This is a genomic window from Actinokineospora auranticolor (assembly GCF_002934265.1).
GTDB lineage: Bacteria > Actinomycetota > Actinomycetes > Mycobacteriales > Pseudonocardiaceae > Actinokineospora > Actinokineospora auranticolor.
This window is the reverse complement of the sequence record NZ_PTIX01000024.1, coordinates 35,398-47,896: the sequence shown is the minus strand read 5'-3', so window position 1 is coordinate 47,896 and position 12,499 is coordinate 35,398. Positions and strand designations below refer to the sequence as shown.

Here is a 12,499-nt window from a genome sequence, read left to right as displayed (position 1 = left end):
ATGCTAGGCAGCACCACCGACAAGACCGCGGCCGGCGACCCGCGTGAAGGTCACCCGGGGAATGGTGGCGACCCGGGCCGTACCGGTCTCGTCGACCCATTCCACCTGCTCGCGCGCGGTCTCGTCGAAGACGACCTGGAACGCCGGGTCACCCAGCGAGAGGTAGCCGACCAGCTCGGCCATGCCCTGCTCCAGCGGCCGGCGCGCCAGCACCTCGCCCAGCCCGACCTGGGCACGTTCCCGCAGCTCGCCGCGCACGATCCCGGACAGCCGCTCACGGTCCACGTAGACCTGTTCGAACAGCGGCGAGGCGTCGAGGTCCTCGTCGGCCGCGGTGATGCCCCCGCTGTCCAGGGGAACCTTCACCTTGGGCGTGTAGAGCGGCCGTTCCATGGGCAGCGCCACGGTCGGGGCCGTGCCGTCGAGGTCACAGGTGATCGTCGGCGTCGGGTGTTCACGCAGTTTGAGCGCGGAGGACTCGATGCTATGCAGGATGTCCATCACCCGGCGGTTCTCCAGCCACACCTGGTCGTCGAGGAATCGCCGCAGTTGCTCCGACAGCAGCCGCACCGTCGCCTGGGTGCGTTCAGCCGCGTCGAGCCAGTCGTGGTGGACATGGCGCATGCGGGGGTCGGGCTCGCCGACGGCCTCCAGAGACTGCACCTTCGCGAGCAGCTCGGCGAGCTCCAGCTGGCGCTCGTGGGAGAGGAGGAAGTCGTAGAACGCCTGGAAGCTGCGGCCCTGGTCGGAGTCGGCGATGGTGGTGCGGTTGCCGACCACCTCGTCGAGCAGCTGGCCCTTGCTGCCCTGCCAGCCGGCTATGCGCTCGCGAAGCGCCCGGTCCAGGCCGCGGAAGTTGGCCTCGACCTCGCGGAAGTCGGCCAGCAGTTCGCGGGCGGTCGCGGCGAACTGCTGGTAGCGATCCCGCTGGGCCGAGACGTCGAGGACGGCGAACTCCCCGCCCGCGACCCGGTTGATCTCCGCGTCGATCTCGGACCGTCGCCGGCGCAGTTCGGCCAGTCGCGTGTCCGGGTCGGTCTCGGCGCCGTACGCCATCTGCCGCAGCAGCTCGAAGATCGTGTTCAGGCGCGACTCGGTGCCCACGAACGAGCGTTCCCGAAGCGAGTCCACCCAGGTCAGGGCCTTCTCCACGGCCACGGTCGCGTCGAAGTGCACCTCGTCGGAGCCGGCCGGATAGTACTTGCGCAGCCAGCCGTTCGCCGGTGCCGCCCAGTCGTCGAGGTAGGCCTTCGCGGACTTGGGGAAGGAGCCGTCGCCGAGCCGCTCGTTGAGGGCGTACAACTCGTCGTCCAGCCTGCTGATCAACTCGGTGGCCGAGATCGACCGGACGTTGTCGTCGACGAAGACCTTGCCAAGAAAACCGAGCACGAGCGGCGCGTTGTCGGCGCGCAACAACCGCCACGCCGGCTCGTTGCGACGCAGATGGTCGAGGCCCTCGAAATCCATCAACGGTGGCGGCTTCCTGATCGATGTGGGGCGGGTCGAGTCCGCCGGTCGAGTCTAGGACGGCAGCACGTAGCCGAGCCGGAGCAGGGTTTTGCGGAATTTCGGCTCCTGGCCGGGTGCGATGGCCAGGTGTCGGTCGCCGATGGGGCGGCACAGCGCGCGCAGACCGCGATCGTGGGTAATGAGCGCGGCCAGCGCCGGATCGGCGCACTCGATCACGCGCAAGCGGCCGAGGTCGGTGAGCTGTGCGGCGCGTCGACGGACGTCCTTGACCAGGGTGGTCAGCGTGCCGGGCAGGTCGTGTTCGGCCCGTTGGGTCAGGAAGGTGGTGAACTCGGTGAGGTCGCGGCCGGTGCCGATGGCGGTGAGCAGGGTCGTCGAGGAGACGGTCCAGACGCGGTCGGCGGTCTGCTCGGCGTAGGCGGACAGCAGTAGCCGGTCGGCGGCGGGGAGTTCGCCGGTGGCGACGACGTCGAGGTTGGGCAGCACCTTCAACGGTGGAGCTCCGGCCGCGGCCGGAGCGGTCGGGTGGTAGGTGTCGGTCAGTCCGAGGGCGTAGGTGCCCAGCGCGTTGAGCCGGATCGCCAGCAGACCGTCATAGCGGCTGAGCGCGTCCAGGTCGTCGCCGCCCCAGTTGTCGCGGAAGTCGTCGCGCGCGCCGTCGGGGTGGACGAAGTCCAGATCGATCAGTCCGAGGGTGCCGGCGTACTCGAACAGCACGGCGAGGGTGTAGCGGCCTTCCAGGAGCGTCCAGTCGTGGAAGCCGTCATAGCCGAGGCTGCCGTACTCCGGGTCTTGGAGGCAGAGCCGCCACAGCGCTCTGTCGGTGCGGGCGATGGTGGGGCTCATGTTGCCGCGGCGCATGATCGTGAACAGGGTGTCGATCTCGATCCACTCGCCGGGCGGGCAGGTCGCCAGCGCCTTGGCGACCGTCTGACGACGGGGTTTGGCCGCGGTGAGCACGTTGCGGATGCCCTGGCCCTTGATCTGGTCGATCCGGCTGAACTCGTCGATCACCGCGTGGGTGAGCCAGCGCTGCCACAGTCCGCGGATGGTCTCGGCCGGTGGGTTGCCGAGCGCGGCCCGGCCCTTCGGGGTCAACCGAAGGCGGGTGCCGTCCAGGCCGGCGAGCCCGCCGGCCTGGAGCAGCAGAGGCCAAGCGAACGCCGCGATGGGTTCGTCGGGATAGAAGTCGCCGTGCGCGAGGTGCGCGGTGACGGTGCGGATGGTCGCCGCCGACGGGCGGTGGGTCTTCTCGCTGCACTTCACCTGGCCGGCGGCGCACAATTCGAGCACCGCCTGGAGATTGGCCAACGCTTCCTGCTCGGTCGGCCATTCCTGGGGTTTGTCGTTGTTCTGCATTCATGCACCTCGTAGCCAGTAGCGGTAGGCGTCGATACACTCCGCGCCCTCCGGCGGCGGTGTGGGCAGCGGCAGATCGAGAATCGGGATGCGCTGTTTCGCCCGGCCGCGCGTGCAGACAGCGGTGACCTGGTCGTCTTCACCTAGAACGACGCCGGTGACAGCGACGTCCACACCCAGAACTTCGGTGTGGAACGGCACCATCAGCTTGTTCTCCAACATCGTGTAGAAGCCGGTGACGCACTCACTGTCGTTGTAGCAGTCGACGGTCGCCTCGGCGATCAGGGCATCGATCGTCGCCCGTTTCGATCGGCTCATCTGGCCAGTTTTCCAGCTGGGTGGCGGAGCGCTACGGGCCGGGTGACACCCTGTGGGGTTCCAGAAGTCGGCCCACGCATCTGACCTGCGACGATGACATATGGCGGCACGGCATGATCGCTGGCCATGGGGCTGGCCGAAGCGGTTGAGACCAAGGTGGACAACTAGGTGCTCACCGACCGTACGGCTCCTGGGCCTACGAGGTGCCAGAGGTCGCGCGGAGTTGCTGAGCGGCGGTGGCCGCCCGTTGGCGGTCGTCGGGCAGGATCTCGGGTCGTGATGTTTCGGTTGGTGTATGTGGTGTTTCTTCGGCTTGGTGGGGTGGCTGGTCCTGATGGGGCGATCGTCGGCGTCGAAGGACGTGGAGCTGCTGGTGCTGCGCCACGAGGTTGCCGTGTTGCGCAGGGCGGTTCCGCGGCCTCGGTTGAGTTGGACGGATCGTGCTGTGTTCGCCGCGTTGACTCGCTGGTTGCCGCGGTCTCTGCGTGAGTGTCGGTTGGTGACGCCTGGGACGTTGCTGCGATGGCATCGGCGCCTGGTGGCCACGAAGTGGACCCAAACACGCGGGACGGGCCGCCCGCGTGCGGACGAAGCGGTTGTGGGGTTGATCGAGCGGATGGCGCGGGAGAACGCGGGCTGGGGCTATCGCCGGATCCAGGGTGAGTTGCTCAAGCTGGGGCATCGCGTCGCGGCGTCGACCATCCGCCGAGTGCTCAAGCGACTGCGGATACCGCCCGCACCCAGGCGCGTCGACGACCTGTCCTGGCGGAGGTTTTTACGCGCTCAAGCGGGGAGCCTGTTGGCGTGTGACTTCTTCCACATCGACTGCGCCGTCACACTGAAGCGGATCTACGTGTTCTTCGTACTCGAAGTCGGTACCCGCTATGTCCACATCCTCGGTACGACCACCAACCCCGACGGGCCGTGGACAACCCAGCAAGCCCGAAATCTGCTCATGGAACTCGGTGGGAAATCCGAGGCTTTTCGATTCCTGATCCGCGACCGCGGCGGGCAATTCACCGCGGCCTTCGACACCGTCCTCGCCGACCCTGGCATCGAAGTCCTGAAGATCCCACCCCGCTGCCCCCGGGCGAACGGTCACGCCGAGCGGTTCGTCGGCACCATCCGGCGAGAACTCACCGACAGACTCCTGATCGTCAACGAACGCCACCTGAGATCAGTGTTGAACCGCTACGCCCGGCACTACAACCACCGACGTCCCCACCAAGGGCTCCTACTCGCTCCACCACGACCAGACCGCTCGGTATCCATACCTGGCACGACCTCGATACGCCGCCGACCGGTACTCGAAGGATTGATCAACGAGTACGAGCCCGCTGCGGCCTAAAAACCAGGTCACCGAAGTGCTCGAACCGTTGGGCCACCTGGGGATCGAGTGTGGCCAGGGTGGACCCGGCGGCGAACGCGGCCAGGTAGGGGTTGGCGTGGGTGAGGTGGCAGGTCGCGTAGAGCACCACGGCGATCGCCAACGGCCCCAGCGCCTGCAACCGGGGCTCGGCGGTGAGCAGCCGGGTCCGCCACGCCAGCGCGATCGCGGCCGGGATCACCACCCCCACCGCCAGTCCGCCGACCAACTCCAGGGCCACGACGCCCAGGTGCGACTCGTTCCCGGAGGCGGTGGCGAGGAAGATCAGCACGAACGGCAGGGCGAGTCCGTCGTTGAGCCCGGACTCGACGTTGAGCAGTCGCCGCAGCCGCACCGGGACGTCGTCGCGGCCGACGATCGCGGAGGCGAACACCGGGTCGGTCGGTGACAGGATCGCACCCACCAGCAACGCGGTCGGCCAGTCCAGACCGGCGAGGAAGTGCGCGGGAACGGCGATGCCGATCATGGTCAACGGCATGCCCAGGCCCAAGGCTCGACCAGACACCCGCCACCCGTCGCGCAGGGCGGGCAGGCTCGCGCGCTGCCCGTCGGTGAACAGCACCGTGAACAGCGCGACATCGGCCAAGGCGGTCACGAACCCGCCGTCGGAGGGGATGTTCACCACGCCGAAACCACCGCTGCCCAGCAGCGCTCCCGCCACCAGGAACATCAGCGCCGTGGACAGCACCGTGCGCGCCGCGAGCCCGGACAACGACACACTCAGCAGCAGGACCAAGCCGAAGGCCAGCACCAGCGCCACGAATCACCCCATCGCACGGCGAACCGCCCGACACGGCGTGCCGGGCGTGCCGACCAGACTTCCCGGCGCTCCACCGAGCAATCTGCCCCATACCCACCCCGGGCGCAACCGGTCGCCTCAGCGCCGGGTCACCGCGGCGGACGGGCCCCGAACCGGAAATGCGTACCCGTGTCGATCACGTCCAGAACCTTCCCGTCCAACTCCTGGGCGGACTCGGCGTCCAGGAAGACCCGGACACCGTCGCGGCCCAGGACGACCAGGTCGTCCGCCGACGGTTCGTCCACCACGGCCATGTCGTACTTGGGACGCGCGGGTCCCCGCCACGTGATCCGAAGACCGCCACGCTGACCGACCCCCGCGGCATCGGTCAGCGTCCGGATGGCCGCCGCAGCGCCCGTGTCGATATCCACTCCACACCTCCGCTGGGCGACTCGATTCCGTGACTTGACGATAAACGCGATCGCGGCCCGTTCGGGCCGCACCGAAGACCCTTCGCGAAAACGTAAAGAACCGAGGCGGTGCCCCCGTCGACAACTTGACGAGTTGATGACAAAAGCCGGCACATCCTGCTTCGGGCTGGTGATCTGGTCCGGTCATCCGATAAAACTCCCGGTGGCAGGCGGATGAGGCGCGCGCAGCCCTCGAAGTCCGGTCGGTCGGTCGGTCGGCGTTACTTCACAGACCTTGGGCGAGGCTGTGTGGGCATAGCAGCCGTCGAACGCCCGGTCTGACCGGATGAGACTCATCCGCCTGCTCGCCCGTCTTCCACGTCGCGCGGCTGCGGTGCTGCCTTCCACACCCGGAGCAACGGTGAGCACGGCGATTTCGCGGTCGATCGTCACACGATCGCAAAACAGTGTCCCGGACGAGCGCAACAACGGCCCCCGAGGATGGCGCTGACCGCAAGCCAGGCGGCCCGAGGACGAGCACTCGACCCCGCGGCGCCGACCAGTGGAGGAACAGGTGAACAACATCCTCGGCGAACCCCACACGGTGCCCACCCCGCGGAGCGCGCCCTCGATCCCGCACCGGCGCGACCACTGCGCGGAACCCACCCTCGCCGAACTGCGCGACTGCGTGGGTGACGTCTTCCTGCACCGCCCGGCGACCAAGTCCGACATGCTCAACGCCGCCCTCGGGTGCGCCGCCCGCCCGGAGGTGTTCGCCACCATCAACCGGCTGCCGGAACGGCGCTACACCAGCCTCGCCGACGTCTGGTCGAGCCTCGCCCGGACCGACGGCCGCGCTGGCGGAGACAAGGAGGCGTGATGGAGATGAGACGGCCCTTCGTCCGCTTCACCATCCGCCGCGCCGAAGTCGCCTCGGCCGTGCAGAACGCCTTCACCGGCACACCCGTCCCCCGCGACACCCTGGTCGACGCCGCGCACGAACTCGGCGCCTCCACCGAGGTGTTCGCCGCCCTCGGCCTGCTCCCCGACCGCACCTACCTCTCCGTCGCCGACATCTGGTCGACGCTGGTCGCCACCGCGAGGACCACGGGTGATCCGCGGTCCCACGAGTCCCACGCTGCCTGAACAACCCAGGGAATTCCTCTGATGACCTCCGCCGACGACGGACCACCGCCGACAGAAGCCGACGACCACCTGCTGCGGTCGTTGAACGAACTGATGGACAGGGCCCGAGAGCTCGACGAGCGCATCCGCGAGCACCGCGCGCGCACGGCGGGCACGAGTGCGTCGGCGGCCGAGTCCTCCGACGACGAGTCCCTCCCGCAGGCGTGAATCCGCAGAGGATCGGACGGTGCCTTGGGCGCGACGAACGGACACCACGACGCCGCCATCGCGCGGGTACCCTGCTGGGCGAGAGGTGGACCCTGGCGATCCTGCGGGAACTGTTCCGCGGCAGGACGAGCAGTGCGCAGCTGGTTGGATGTTTCCCCTACCTGTCGAAAGCCGTTGTGAGGAAGCGACTGCGGGCGCTGCTCCAAGCCGGAGTCGTGGAACGGTCACGATCTCGCGACCAGTACCGGCTGACCGCGTCCGGTGAGGAGCTGCGCCCGCTGGTCGAAGGTCTCGGCGCTTGGGGCAGGCGCTGGTTGCCCAGGCCCACCTCCGCGCAGGTGGAGGTGACCGCGCTGATCCACGAGATCGCCCAAGGCGCGCCGGGGAACGACATCGATGTCCCGCTGTGGATCGACATCGTGGACGCAGGCGAGCACAGGCATTGGTCGATCGGCCCCGAGCGGGGGAAAGCCTTCGCGCACAAGGGAGAACCGAGGGCGGACACCGGTGTCCGCCTTACCACGACGGTGACCGCGCTCGTCGGGGTCTGGCTCGGCCACACCACGATGCGCGCGGCGCTGCGCGAGCACACCATGGTGGTCCGCGGTCGGCCGGAACACGTCCGCGGGCTCGTGTCCCTGCTGCACCGCGGTCGGGAACACTGACCCTGGTCGGCGCGTGGATGCCGTTACAGGCCGGTGGTGTGAAGGTGTTCACCACCGTCATCCGAACGCAATGCGACCGCGCGACCCGCCGCAACACAGAGTCCGCACACTCGATGGCACGTGGTTCGCGGACCACGTGGTCACCGTCCGGGGCGAGCGTGGTGCGGCAGTGTCCTGCAACACTGCCGCACCACGTGGTTCGGACGTGTCCAGGTGCTCAGGTCTTCGCGAAGGCGCTGTCGAGCCAGCCCGGTTGTTGCCAGTCGACCACCTTGCCGTTCACCACCACGGTGGGTGTGCCGAAGCGGCTGCCTTGTTGATCCGTCCGTCGCAGCGCGGGGTCGTTCTCGGCCGCGGTGAGGTTGCGCGTGATCTGTTGCGCGAACGCCCCGGTCTCGACCAATCGGTCGGACTCGGGCCCGGTCACGCCGAGGCGGTCGGCGAAGCTATCGAGTTGGTCCTGTAAACGGCAACCTTAGAAGGTGGACACGATGTGACACCCGCCCCAGTACTTGCGCCGGCGCAGTTGTTTGGCGACGCGCGTTCACTTCAGTGACATGCGTCATAGGCCACCCTGTGTCCTGCGAGTGCCTCACCAGCTGTCGAGGGCGACACCAACCACGTCCATCCCACCCGCAACAGGTCGAGAAAACGCTGGTCAGGAGCGTGATCATTCTCGGGGAGCAGAGCGTGAAGCCGGATCGGCCTGAAAACGACGCTGTGCCAACGAAAACGGCCTGACCCCTTCGGTATGGCGATTGGGGTCAGATCACGCTGCTCCCCACGTGCTCCCCGAAACGATCAACGCCCCACCAACGTGATCCGTTGGCAGGGCGTTGACCTGCATGTATAACCAGTGGGCGATACTGGGATCGAACCAGTGACCCCTTCGGTGTGAACGAAGTGCTCTCCCGCTGAGCTAATCGCCCGTTGCGGCTGGTGCCGCAGCGACGTGGGGAAGCTTAGCAGGATGGTCTTGGTTAGGTGAAAAGGGGGGAGGTCAGCCAGGGCCAGTGGATGCCGAACCAGCCTCCGACCAGGGCGAATCCGTTGAGGATCCAGATGGTGGCGACGACGATGAGGCCCGTCAGGGCGAAGACCAAGAGGCGGACGGCGAGGCTCTGCCGCTTGAGCCACTCCGTCCACGCGTCGTATTTGCCGCGGGCGTAGGTGAGGGCTCGGTGGGCCCAGGCGAACTCGACGGCGAGGATGGCCAGGCCCAGGAAGACCACGACCCAGCCGGGGCCTGGGTAGGGGATCATCACTATCCCGCCGACCAGGACCAGTCCACCGACCAGTCCAACGCCGACGCGCCAGACGGTGCGGGTCGCGTTGTTCCGGTTGGCCCACGCCGGACGCATCGCGCCTTTCTCGTACGTCTCTCCGGCCACCTGCGCACCACCCTCCCCGTGGGTCTTCCTCCATTGTGCTGCGCCCGCTCGGGTGCGGCACGGCCAACGGCCTTAACCCAGCTGTGACCTGCGGGAAGGTGGCTCCTGCCACAGCCGGGAGCTGCCTTCCCAGGTCAGCGCGGCATCGCCCGCCGATGAGGAAAACCGGGAACGAACATTCGTGCTCATGCCGCTACCACCCCGGCCGAAAACCAGCCAGTATGGAGAAGTCGCTAGCAGGTTCGTCACTCTGCGAAGCGGCGTGACTGCCCTGCGCTACGGGGAGTGGACCGGACGGGTGATGTCCCCCGGTTCCGCGTCCCGGACCCGGCGTGGTGGCGTCACATAGAAGGGACTCAGTCGTTTGGCTGGGAGGGGAGCAGAAGGGTAGCGACGATGCGAAACGATCACGTCACGCTGCGGTCGACCGCGGTGTTCGACCTGCTTGCGCCGAGGACCCCCGCGGTCCCGGTGAAGGTCGAGCTGCGCTACGACACGCGTGACCCGTACGCGGTGGTCGCGGCGTTCCGCACCGGCCGCGCCGGGTGGGTCGAGTGGGTGTTCGCCCGCGACCTGCTCGCCGACGGCCTGATCGCCGAGGCGGGGGATGGCGACGTCCGCATCCGCCCCGCCGTCGACGACCCCGAGGTCGTGGTGATCGAGCTCAGCTCCCCGTCCGGGCACGCGGTGTTCGAGGCCTCCGCCCAGGAACTCGCCGACTTCCTCGACCGCACCTACGACGTGGTCGTCCCCGGCAACGAGCACCTGTGGGTCGACGTCGACGAGGCGCTCACCCACTTGATCTCCACCGACCTGACCTGAGCAAACACCGACATCCGACCCCCGATTTGGAACCACGAACGGGCGTCGGATAGAGTTCCACTCGCACCACGGAGAACGGAACGCGGTGGGAAAGTCCGGCAATCCCGGATACTATCCCCTGTGAGCCAAGATCCAGTGGCTTGCGGACGTAGCGCAGCTGGTAGCGCATCACCTTGCCAAGGTGAGGGTCGCGGGTTCGAATCCCGTCGTCCGCTCGGAAGCGGTTCGGCCACAGTGCCGGCCCCCCGTGGGCCCAGCCTTCGGGTTCCGGCGGAGTGGCCGAGTGGCTTAGGCAAGGGCCTGCAAAGCCCTGTACGCGGGTTCGATTCCCGCCTCCGCCTCGGGCGATTAGCTCAGTGGGAGAGCACTACCTTGACACGGTAGGGGTCACTGGTTCAATCCCAGTATCGCCCACCAGTTATCTACACTGGTCACAAGCCCCGCCCCCTCATGAGGGGGCGGGGCTTCAGTGATTGGGAGACGGCGGGATTCTTCGAGGATCTGCTTGTGCGTGGCCTCGGTCATATGGTCGTAGGTGCGGCCGATCCCCTTCATCCTCTGCCTCGATCGCGTCCGACGGGTGACCTCTGGGGCGCCGTCCTCGGTCAGCCGTGGCGGCTTTGGTGGAGGGTGAACCACGGCAGGATCGCCGGGATGGGATCCGCCGCGGTGGGCGCATCGGGGTTCACGTCATCCCGGGGCCGTCGCCAGAACCGCTGCCGGCAGTTCGGCCGTCGCCATGGGTGTCCTTCGGGAGTGGCGAACGCGTCGTGGTGGCTGCCGGGCAGCAGGTCCGGGTCGCCGGGGCTGGAGTTGGGGCACCACGTGGCTCTGGGAGGTCAGTGGCGCGCGTCCGCGATACCGAGTCCGACGCGTTGTTCACCGGGCGGGTCGGGGGTTCGGGTGTTCCGGGACGTTGACCTCGAGCAAGGGGATCGGATCACGGCCGAGTTGGTCGCCGAGGTGGACGGGCCAGGCCCACCTCCGAGGTGTCGCGGCCCGAGTGGTTCATGGTCGCTACCGCGAGATGTGGGCGTGTGCAGCACCGCGGAAGACCGCCTGGACGTGCTCGCCGCCGAGTCCGATGCCTGGTTCGGACAGGACGACCCGCGGACCCGCGAGCCGCACGTGCGGCACACCAGGACCCGGTTGATGACCAGGCAGCCGCACCGGGCGCTGGAAGTGCCGCACGACCCGGTTCGGTCTCGGTCTCGCCGCGTACGGCTTGGGCACACGGCGGAGGCGGGCACCCCCGACCGGTGCCGTGGCGCGAGAGCCTTGGGTGGATCGCCGAGCAGGCGCTGGAGATGACGGTGCTGCACAACGCCATCCGCGCCATGCCGAGGTTCCTGGCCCTCGGGGTCCTCCGCTTCCGCAGGCCCGGGTAGGTCCGGTCGTGTGAACGGCGCTGCGGCGGTCGGGTGAAGTGTGGTCGCCCAGTCGTGACACGCCCCCGCGAACGGCATGGTCCTGTACCGCGTGCGGGCCAGGATGGTCCGCGGGGCGCCGCCAGTTCCCGGCTGGCGCCCGGGAAGGACCGGCGCGATGACCACTGCGGAAGACCTCGTCAGAGACCTGAAGCCGCTGCGCAAGGGGCGCGGTCTCGATGGCCCGCGCGCCGCGGCGCAGATCACCGCGCAGGTCCGCGTGGTCTTCGCGCTGGACGGGGAAAGCGGCGCCGCCGTGGAGCTGGCCGACCGGCTGCGCGAACTCGCCGCGCACCTCCCGCCCGACCTCCGGCTGGCCGTGCTCGCCGCCTACGCGCTGACCGAGCACACCAGGCTGCCCACCCTCAAGGAGCGCCTCGACCTGGTGGAGCGGGAACTAGAGCGGGACACCCGCACGGTTGTCCGGCGCGTGGACGAGGGGTTGCTGCTCATCGCCGAGGCCGCGATCGCCCGGTGGCGGCCGGTGCCGGACGACGAGCGGGCCGGGACCCCTTGGCGCACCACGGCGTTGTCCTGCGCCGTGGTCATGGACCAGCCGACACCGCAGGTGTACGAGACACGGCGGGTGGCGGTCACCGGGGCCCCGGCGACCGGGCTCGACCTCGAGTACTCGGTGCCCATCGGCGGCACCGGTCCCGGCCCGTCGCCGGACAACCCGGTCGTCGAGGTGTTGTTCGGCGGCACCCTGCGCACCTACCTGCGGCACTCCCGGTCCCGCGTGGGCTACCGGCTGGTCCTGCCGAAGGAGCTCGCCCCCAACACCGAACACGAGTACAAGCTGCGGTTCACCTTCGCCGACCGCGTCACCATGTCGCCCTACTACCTCTGCACGCCCCGGTACCCGTGCGCGCGATTCGACCTGCACGTCCGCTTCGGCGCCGGTCGCGTTCCCCGTGGGGTGTGGCGGATCGACGGCCTGTTCCCGAACGAGGTCGACGACCTCACCTCGCCCCGCGACCCCCTCGACATCGACCCCGCGGGCGAGGTGCACCTCGGCTTCACGAACCTCGTACCGCGCTTCTCCTTCGGTGCCGCCTGGCTGTTCTGACCTCACCGCCGCCGTGCGCGCACCAGCCGCCACGCGAGCACCAGCAGCACGAGCAGGGCAGCAGCCACCACGGCGCGCCGTGCCGCATG

General features: G+C 68.5%; 15 protein-coding genes and 4 tRNA genes. 11 read left to right on the top strand and 8 right to left on the bottom strand.

Annotated elements, in window-relative coordinates:
* Window positions 1-3 precede the first annotated feature (3 nt).
* The 3 genes from CLV40_RS30230 to CLV40_RS30220 are packed head-to-tail and all read right to left on the bottom strand — an operon-like array spanning window position 4 to window position 3,147.
* Window positions 4-1,467 carry a DUF3375 domain-containing protein gene (locus tag CLV40_RS30230; RefSeq protein ID WP_104482419.1) on the bottom strand — a complete coding sequence of 488 codons (1,464 nt, stop codon included), beginning with the start codon at window positions 1,465-1,467 and terminating at the stop codon, window positions 4-6.
* 54 nt (window positions 1,468-1,521) lie between these two features.
* The gene (locus tag CLV40_RS30225; protein WP_104482418.1) at window positions 1,522-2,829 is read right to left on the bottom strand and encodes a helicase-associated domain-containing protein; all 1,308 of its coding nucleotides are present in this window, start codon (window positions 2,827-2,829) and stop codon (window positions 1,522-1,524) included.
* Entirely contained in the window at window positions 2,830-3,147 is a 318-nt protein-coding gene (locus CLV40_RS30220; RefSeq protein ID WP_104482417.1) for a calcium-binding protein, read from the bottom strand.
* A 361-nt stretch (window positions 3,148-3,508) separates the two neighbouring features.
* On the opposite strand from CLV40_RS30220, the gene CLV40_RS39930 reads away from it, so the two are divergent.
* On the top strand, window positions 3,509-4,495 hold the full coding sequence (locus CLV40_RS39930; protein ID WP_245931659.1) for an integrase core domain-containing protein: 987 nt from the start codon (window positions 3,509-3,511) through the stop codon (window positions 4,493-4,495).
* Here CLV40_RS39930 and CLV40_RS30210 read toward each other — a convergent pair.
* Entirely contained in the window at window positions 4,467-5,294 is an 828-nt protein-coding gene (locus CLV40_RS30210; protein ID WP_245931658.1) for a cation:proton antiporter domain-containing protein, read from the bottom strand. The genes CLV40_RS39930 and CLV40_RS30210 overlap by 29 nt on opposite strands.
* A gap of 128 nt (window positions 5,295-5,422) precedes the next feature.
* Window positions 5,423-5,704 (bottom strand): iron-sulfur cluster assembly accessory protein, encoded by a 282-nt coding sequence (locus CLV40_RS30205; protein WP_104482416.1) that lies wholly within the window; start codon window positions 5,702-5,704, stop codon window positions 5,423-5,425.
* A 553-nt stretch (window positions 5,705-6,257) separates the two neighbouring features.
* Between CLV40_RS30205 and CLV40_RS30200 the strand changes: the two genes are divergently transcribed.
* From CLV40_RS30200 to CLV40_RS30190, 4 genes are read left to right on the top strand one after another with little or no spacing between them, the layout of a single operon-like run.
* A complete protein-coding gene (locus CLV40_RS30200; RefSeq protein WP_146108296.1) occupies window positions 6,258-6,563 on the top strand; it encodes a DUF2795 domain-containing protein in 306 nt (101 codons plus the stop codon).
* Window positions 6,563-6,829, top strand: a complete 267-nt coding sequence (locus CLV40_RS30195) for a DUF2795 domain-containing protein (RefSeq protein ID WP_219824149.1) — start codon at window positions 6,563-6,565, stop codon at window positions 6,827-6,829. Before CLV40_RS30200 ends, CLV40_RS30195 begins: the two co-directional genes overlap by 1 nt.
* 21 nt (window positions 6,830-6,850) lie before the next feature.
* Window positions 6,851-7,036: a hypothetical protein gene (locus CLV40_RS38445; protein ID WP_181043827.1), complete on the top strand. Its 186-nt coding sequence runs from the start codon at window positions 6,851-6,853 to the stop codon at window positions 7,034-7,036.
* Entirely contained in the window at window positions 7,033-7,701 is a 669-nt protein-coding gene (locus CLV40_RS30190; protein ID WP_181043826.1) for a winged helix-turn-helix transcriptional regulator, read from the top strand. Before CLV40_RS38445 ends, CLV40_RS30190 begins: the two co-directional genes overlap by 4 nt.
* 217 nt (window positions 7,702-7,918) lie before the next feature.
* Here the strand turns inward: CLV40_RS30190 and CLV40_RS30185 are convergent, their stop codons facing one another.
* From CLV40_RS30185 to CLV40_RS30175, 3 genes are all read right to left on the bottom strand, one after another.
* Window positions 7,919-8,128, bottom strand: a complete 210-nt coding sequence (locus tag CLV40_RS30185; RefSeq protein ID WP_104482413.1) for a DsbA family protein — start codon at window positions 8,126-8,128, stop codon at window positions 7,919-7,921.
* 430 nt (window positions 8,129-8,558) lie between these two features.
* Window positions 8,559-8,630: transfer RNA gene (locus CLV40_RS30180), tRNA-Val, on the bottom strand.
* A gap of 51 nt (window positions 8,631-8,681) precedes the next feature.
* A complete protein-coding gene (locus tag CLV40_RS30175) occupies window positions 8,682-9,092 on the bottom strand; it encodes a TIGR02611 family protein (protein WP_104482412.1) in 411 nt (136 codons plus the stop codon).
* A 396-nt stretch (window positions 9,093-9,488) separates the two neighbouring features.
* On the opposite strand from CLV40_RS30175, the gene CLV40_RS30170 reads away from it, so the two are divergent.
* The 6 genes from CLV40_RS30170 to CLV40_RS30150 all read left to right on the top strand — a co-directional run bounded on the left by CLV40_RS30170 (window position 9,489) and on the right by CLV40_RS30150 (window position 12,410).
* Complete coding sequence (locus CLV40_RS30170; protein WP_018687187.1) at window positions 9,489-9,914, top strand: SsgA family sporulation/cell division regulator; 426 nt, start codon at window positions 9,489-9,491, stop codon at window positions 9,912-9,914.
* A gap of 142 nt (window positions 9,915-10,056) precedes the next feature.
* A tRNA-Gly gene (locus CLV40_RS30165) sits at window positions 10,057-10,129 on the top strand.
* Between the two features lie 54 nt (window positions 10,130-10,183).
* A tRNA-Cys gene (locus CLV40_RS30160) sits at window positions 10,184-10,255 on the top strand.
* A gap of 1 nt (window position 10,256) precedes the next feature.
* A tRNA-Val gene (locus CLV40_RS30155) sits at window positions 10,257-10,331 on the top strand.
* An 842-nt stretch (window positions 10,332-11,173) separates the two neighbouring features.
* Window positions 11,174-11,302: a hypothetical protein gene (locus tag CLV40_RS40435; protein ID WP_281261696.1), complete on the top strand. Its 129-nt coding sequence runs from the start codon at window positions 11,174-11,176 to the stop codon at window positions 11,300-11,302.
* Between the two features lie 157 nt (window positions 11,303-11,459).
* A complete protein-coding gene (locus tag CLV40_RS30150) occupies window positions 11,460-12,410 on the top strand; it encodes a hypothetical protein (protein WP_104482411.1) in 951 nt (316 codons plus the stop codon).
* Window positions 12,411-12,499 lie beyond the last annotated feature (89 nt).

Bases quoted from the DNA above. Each gene is read 5' to 3' on its own strand.
- CLV40_RS30230 (WP_104482419.1), bottom strand. From the start codon at position 1,467: ATGGATTTCGAGGGCCTCGACCATCTGCGTCGCAACGAGCCGGCGTGG.
- CLV40_RS38445 (WP_181043827.1), top strand. From the start codon at position 6,851: ATGACCTCCGCCGACGACGGACCACCGCCGACAGAAGCCGACGACCAC.
- CLV40_RS30150 (WP_104482411.1), top strand. From the start codon at position 11,460: ATGACCACTGCGGAAGACCTCGTCAGAGACCTGAAGCCGCTGCGCAAG.
- CLV40_RS30195 (WP_219824149.1), top strand. From the start codon at position 6,563: ATGGAGATGAGACGGCCCTTCGTCCGCTTCACCATCCGCCGCGCCGAA.
- CLV40_RS30170 (WP_018687187.1), top strand. From the start codon at position 9,489: ATGCGAAACGATCACGTCACGCTGCGGTCGACCGCGGTGTTCGACCTG.
- CLV40_RS30225 (WP_104482418.1), bottom strand. From the start codon at position 2,829: ATGCAGAACAACGACAAACCCCAGGAATGGCCGACCGAGCAGGAAGCG.
- CLV40_RS30220 (WP_104482417.1), bottom strand. From the start codon at position 3,147: ATGAGCCGATCGAAACGGGCGACGATCGATGCCCTGATCGCCGAGGCG.